Raw genomic sequence first — 5,183 nt, 5'->3', positions numbered from 1 at the left:
TGGTGATGGCAACACGGCAGATTCCTGTGCAATATGCTCGAAGAACAGCGTCTGGTGGCTATGAGAAGAACATAATGGGTTCTCGACAATACATCCCATTAAAACTGAATGCATCTGGGGTAATGCCAATCATTTTCGCTCAGGCGATTATGTTTGCTCCCGGTTTGATTGGCCGAACCTTCAACAACACCGCAGTTGGTCAATGGATGGAGGTCCAATTCCAGGACATCTTTGGGCTGGCCTACAACATATTGTTCGCTGTCTTGATTATCATTTTCACCTATTTTTATACGGCGATTACAGTGCCGACCAATAAAATGGCAGATGATTTAAAAAGAAGTGGTGGTTTTATTCCGGGGATTAGGCCAGGTAAGGAAACCGGTGATTTTCTTGACAAGATCATGTCGTTGATTACCCTTCCGGGATCGGTCTTTTTAGCGCTCTTGGCGGTTTTACCTGCCATTGTCGTTAAACTTATGGATGTACAATCTGGTTGGGCCATGTTCTATGGGGGTACCTCATTATTGATCATGGTGGGTGTTGCCATTGATACCGTACAACAAGTAAATGCCTATTTGTTGAACAGGCATTACGATGGATTAATGAAATCAGGTAAAAATAGGAAAGTAGCATAAATTATGGCTAAACAAGCAGCAATAGAACAAGATGGGTCTATAATAGAGGCCCTTTCAAATGCAATGTTTCGGGTTGAACTGGAAAATGGTCACGTAGTTACGGCCCATATTTCAGGGAAAATGAGAATGCATTATATCAAATTGCTTCCTGGGGACAAGGTCAAACTGGAAATGAGTCCATACGATCTTTCCAAAGCAAGAATTACATATAGATATTAAGTAAATAACATGAAAGTTAGAGCTTCAGTAAAGAAAAGAAGTGCCGATTGCAAAATAGTACGCAGAAAAGGCAGGTTGTACGTAATCAACAAAAAGAATCCTAGATTTAAACAAAGACAAGGATAATTATGGCAAGAATTGCAGGTATAGATATACCAAAACAGAAAAGAGGGGTTATAGCCCTTACCTACATTTTTGGTATTGGAAAAAGTAGAGCAAAGGAGATTTTAGAAAAGGCACAAGTCAGTGAAGACACGAAGGTGTCTGATTGGAACGATGATGAGATTGGCCGTATTCGTGATGCTGTGGCTTCATACGTAATAGAGGGTGAACTTCGGTCAGAGACCCAATTGAACATCAAGCGATTGATGGATATTGGTTGTTACAGGGGTATTCGCCATAGAGCTGGGCTTCCATTAAGAGGTCAAAGAACCAAGAACAACTCTAGAACCCGTAAAGGAAAAAGAAAAACAGTGGCCAACAAGAAAAAGGCAACTAAATAAAATAAAAGTATAGCGTACTGCGTGGTTGGTATGGCATAAAACGTTAGGGATCTTACGTCACATGTACCAATTACTGCATACCAAATACTAAATACTAAGTATTATGGCAAAGACAAATGCAAAAGCGGCTAAAAAACGTAAAGTAATAGTAGATGCTGTTGGAGAGGCCCATGTTTCGGCATCCTTCAATAATATAATCATCTCCTTGACGAATAAAAAGGGAGATGTTATTTCTTGGTCCTCAGCCGGAAAACAAGGGTTTCGAGGATCTAAAAAGAACACGCCCTATGCCGCCCAAGTAGCTGCCGAGGATTGTGCGAAAGTAGCCCATGAAGCTGGACTACGAAAGGTAAAGGTTTATGTCAAAGGACCTGGAAATGGAAGGGAATCAGCAATAAGATCTATACATAATGCCGGTATCGAGGTCACCGAAATCATCGATGTCACCCCTATGCCCCACAATGGCTGTAGACCTCCGAAAAGAAGAAGAGTTTAATTCAGTAGTAAAATTTCATAGTAATTCATAGGGAGTGTAGTTACGATTATCGAAGGATTAAGCCTTAATTCATAATCACATTTCCAAATAAAAAGAAGATGGCAAGATACACAGGACCAAAAAGTAAAATCGCCCGAAAATTCGGAGAAGCGATTTTTGGAGACGATAAGTCTTTTGAAAAGAAAAATTACCCACCTGGGCAACACGGACAAAATAGACGAAGAGGTAAGAAATCCGAATATTCCGTTCAGTTGATGGAAAAGCAAAAAGCAAAATACACGTATGGTATTTTGGAAAAGCAATTTAGAAACTTGTTTGGCAGTGCCAACAGAAGTAAAGGAGTTACCGGTGAGGTGCTTTTACAGTTGTGCGAATCGAGATTGGACAATGTTGTTTATAGAATGGGCATTTCCACATCCAGAAGAGGGGCAAGACAATTAGTGTCACATAGACATATTACCGTTAATGGGGAATTGGTAGATATACCATCCTATTCTTTAAAGGCCGGTGATGTCGTTGGGGTTAGGGAGAAATCCAAATCGCTACAGACCATTCAAGATGCTTTGGCAGCGAGTAATCATGTGTATGAGTGGATTACCTGGAATACCGAGAAGAAAGAGGGAACATTTGTTTCCGTTCCAGAAAGAATGCAGATTCCTGAAAATATTAAGGAACAATTAATCGTCGAGTTATACTCCAAATAAAACAACACTGATCCAATTATGGCATTATTTAATTTTCAGAAACCCGATAAAGTAATAATGATCGATTCTTCAGATTTCGAAGGGAAATTTGAATTTCGACCATTGGAACCAGGCTACGGTCTAACCGTTGGGAACGCATTAAGAAGAGTTTTGCTTTCATCATTGGAAGGCCATGCTATTACTTCGGTAAGAATAGATAAAGTTGAACATGAGTTCTCTGTTATCCCCGGTGTTGTAGAAGATGTTACAGAAATTATCCTGAACTTAAAACAAGTACGTTTTAAAAAGCAGATCGAGGATTCCGAAGCGGAGGTGGTTTCAATATCAGTTAGTGGAAAGGATAAGTTGACCGCTGGCGATTTTCAAAAATTCATTTCCGGGTATCAGGTGTTGAACCCTGATTTGGTGATCTGTAATATGGATTCCAAAGTCAGTATCAATATGGAAATCGTTATTGATAAGGGTAGGGGATATGTTCCCGCTGAGGAAAACAAAAAGTCCAATGCCGCTGTGGGTACGATTGCCGTCGATTCTATATTCACCCCGGTAAGGAATGTGAAATATAGCATTGAGAACTTTAGGGTTGAACAAAAAACCGATTATGAAAAATTGGTTTTTGAAATCGTCACCGATGGTTCTATCCACCCAAAAGAAGCCTTGACAGAAGGTGCAAAGGTCTTGATCCATCATTTCATGTTATTCTCAGATGAGCGCATCACCTTAGAGGCCGATGAAATCGCCCAGACGGAAACCTATGATGAGGAGTCATTGCATATGCGCCAGTTGTTGAAAACAAAATTGGTCGATATGGATCTTTCTGTTCGTGCCTTGAACTGTTTAAAGGCCGCAGAAGTCGATACCTTGGGAGATTTGGTTTCCTTCAATAAGAATGATCTGATGAAATTCAGGAATTTCGGAAAGAAATCATTGACCGAACTTGAGGAATTGGTCATCAATAAAGGGCTGAGCTTCGGAATGGATCTTTCAAAATATAAATTAGACAAAGATTAAGTAATCATATTTTGCTCTCCTGACGATAGCCGTTGGGATTAGGTAGCAAGATGATAAAATATAGCAATGAGACACGGAAAAAAAGTTAATCATCTAGGAAGAAAAGCAGCCCATAGAAAGGCGATGTTGGCCAATATGGCCTGTTCCTTGATCGAACATAAAAGAATCAATACCACAGTTGCCAAAGCAAAAGCTTTAAAGCAGTTTGTTGAGCCCTTGATCACAAAGTCAAAGGCCGAGAATAACGTATCTGCAGATAAGGGAACACATAACAGACGTATTGCTTTCAAGTATTTAAGGGATAAATATGCCGTGGCTGAGTTGTTCAGTGCCGTTTCTGAAAAGGTCGGTGATCGACCAGGTGGTTATACCCGTATTATAAAGTTAGGTAATCGTTTAGGGGATAACGCGGATATGGCAATGATCGAGTTGGTAGATTTCAACGAGATTTACAATGCAGATAAGCCTAAGAAGAAAACTACAAGAAGAAGTAGAAGAGGTGGTGGTGCAAAAACAGAAGTTCCGCCGGTTCCCGTAGCTGATAACAAAACTGACGATTCAGAAGAATAAAATGGTATTACCAGAATATTTATTAAAGGATAAACGTAACAGTTTATCCTTTTTTTTATGTTGGATCCTAAGATTCGGTATAGTGTTTGGGGTTTAAAAAGTATTCATACGATTGGTTTGAGTGGTGTATTGTTTTATCAGGACCAATAATTAAAATTTAAAACCATGAAAGGATTTATTTACCCTTGTATTTTACTATGTAGTGCATTCTTGTTTTCCCAAGAGGGTAATTACGGCTTTGTTGAATCGTATAGGCCTTTCGGGGATTATTTGGTTGATAAGGATGAAAAAACCATTGAAGGTTCCCCCTACCTGTACGAGACATGGGACAATGCATCGAAAGTTTATTTCAATGAGAAGGCCTATACCTTCAATACCTTCAATTTTAATGCCTATGCGGGACAATTTGAGGCCAAGCTCTCTGCAGACTCGGTATTTATCGTTAATCCATCTGGTGTAGACAAAGTGGTCTTGGGAAATAAGGTCTTTAAACGATATGTAGATCCAGAAATTCAACGCAACACCTATTTTGAGGAAATTCTTAAAGCAAAGGATCTGCTTTTATTACGTAAGTACTATACTAGTATCAAGAAAGCCGAAGTAAATCCTTTGACCAAGACGCCGATGGGTTTGCCGATGTTGAAACTGGAGGAGGATTTCTATATACTCAAAGGAGAAAGCACCCAATTAGAGAAGATCAATTTCAAAAAATCATCGGTTCTGGATTTAATCGACAAGAAGGTTGTCAAAAAGGTGCAATCCTATGTAAAGGAAAATGGATTGAAATATAACAATCTCGAAGATGTTACCAGTATATTAACATATTACAATACATTGGGATCCTGAGGAATGTAAGCCTAATACTAAAAGACCAAGCGCAGTAGGGGAGTTGCTTCCAAATAGTGAACCCCACCTAGAGTAGATCAAAAAAACGGATGATTCAGAGGAACAATTTATTATTAAAAGAACATTAAATAGGCTAAACCATCTGGTTTATCCTTTTCTTTTTATGTTTATTTGTGAGAAAGCCTAAAAGGCTTAGGAA

General features: G+C 39.2%; 9 protein-coding genes. All 9 read left to right on the top strand.

Annotated features, from left to right (window positions below; translation table 11 throughout):
* A partial coding sequence (locus WBM98_RS18180) for a preprotein translocase subunit SecY (protein ID WP_424367435.1) occupies positions 1-635 on the top strand: 635 nt, incomplete at its 5' end.
* Positions 636-638: 3 nt separating this feature from the next.
* Positions 639-854: a translation initiation factor IF-1 gene (gene infA, locus WBM98_RS18175; protein WP_013751343.1), complete on the top strand. Its 216-nt coding sequence runs from the start codon at positions 639-641 to the stop codon at positions 852-854.
* A gap of 9 nt (positions 855-863) precedes the next feature.
* Entirely contained in the window at positions 864-980 is a 117-nt protein-coding gene (ykgO, locus tag WBM98_RS18170) for a type B 50S ribosomal protein L36 (RefSeq protein ID WP_013305171.1), read from the top strand.
* 2 nt (positions 981-982) lie between these two features.
* The gene (rpsM, locus tag WBM98_RS18165) at positions 983-1,357 is read left to right on the top strand and encodes a 30S ribosomal protein S13 (protein ID WP_424367434.1); all 375 of its coding nucleotides are present in this window, start codon (positions 983-985) and stop codon (positions 1,355-1,357) included.
* A gap of 103 nt (positions 1,358-1,460) precedes the next feature.
* Positions 1,461-1,853: a 30S ribosomal protein S11 gene (gene rpsK / locus WBM98_RS18160; RefSeq protein WP_424367433.1), complete on the top strand. Its 393-nt coding sequence runs from the start codon at positions 1,461-1,463 to the stop codon at positions 1,851-1,853.
* 98 nt (positions 1,854-1,951) lie between these two features.
* A complete protein-coding gene (gene rpsD / locus WBM98_RS18155) occupies positions 1,952-2,557 on the top strand; it encodes a 30S ribosomal protein S4 (RefSeq protein ID WP_424367432.1) in 606 nt (201 codons plus the stop codon).
* Between the two features lie 18 nt (positions 2,558-2,575).
* Positions 2,576-3,568, top strand: coding sequence for a DNA-directed RNA polymerase subunit alpha (locus WBM98_RS18150; RefSeq protein ID WP_424367431.1), 993 nt, complete (start codon positions 2,576-2,578; stop codon positions 3,566-3,568).
* Positions 3,569-3,634: 66 nt separating this feature from the next.
* The gene (gene rplQ / locus WBM98_RS18145; protein WP_424367430.1) at positions 3,635-4,138 is read left to right on the top strand and encodes a 50S ribosomal protein L17; all 504 of its coding nucleotides are present in this window, start codon (positions 3,635-3,637) and stop codon (positions 4,136-4,138) included.
* 165 nt (positions 4,139-4,303) lie between these two features.
* Positions 4,304-4,984, top strand: a complete 681-nt coding sequence (locus WBM98_RS18140; protein ID WP_424367429.1) for a hypothetical protein — start codon at positions 4,304-4,306, stop codon at positions 4,982-4,984.
* Positions 4,985-5,183: the final 199 nt, after the last annotated feature.

The sequence above is a fragment of the Maribacter sp. genome, assembly GCF_049667165.1.
Lineage (GTDB): Bacteria > Bacteroidota > Bacteroidia > Flavobacteriales > Flavobacteriaceae > Maribacter_A.
The sequence above is the reverse complement of the archived record's forward strand: the minus strand, read 5'-3'. Positions and strand labels throughout refer to the sequence as shown.

Bases quoted from the DNA above. Each gene is read 5' to 3' on its own strand.
- infA (WP_013751343.1), top strand. From the start codon at position 639: ATGGCTAAACAAGCAGCAATAGAACAAGATGGGTCTATAATAGAGGCC.
- ykgO (WP_013305171.1), top strand. From the start codon at position 864: ATGAAAGTTAGAGCTTCAGTAAAGAAAAGAAGTGCCGATTGCAAAATA.
- rpsM (WP_424367434.1), top strand. From the start codon at position 983: ATGGCAAGAATTGCAGGTATAGATATACCAAAACAGAAAAGAGGGGTT.
- rpsK (WP_424367433.1), top strand. From the start codon at position 1,461: ATGGCAAAGACAAATGCAAAAGCGGCTAAAAAACGTAAAGTAATAGTA.
- rpsD (WP_424367432.1), top strand. From the start codon at position 1,952: ATGGCAAGATACACAGGACCAAAAAGTAAAATCGCCCGAAAATTCGGA.
- WBM98_RS18150 (WP_424367431.1), top strand. From the start codon at position 2,576: ATGGCATTATTTAATTTTCAGAAACCCGATAAAGTAATAATGATCGAT.
- rplQ (WP_424367430.1), top strand. From the start codon at position 3,635: ATGAGACACGGAAAAAAAGTTAATCATCTAGGAAGAAAAGCAGCCCAT.
- WBM98_RS18140 (WP_424367429.1), top strand. From the start codon at position 4,304: ATGAAAGGATTTATTTACCCTTGTATTTTACTATGTAGTGCATTCTTG.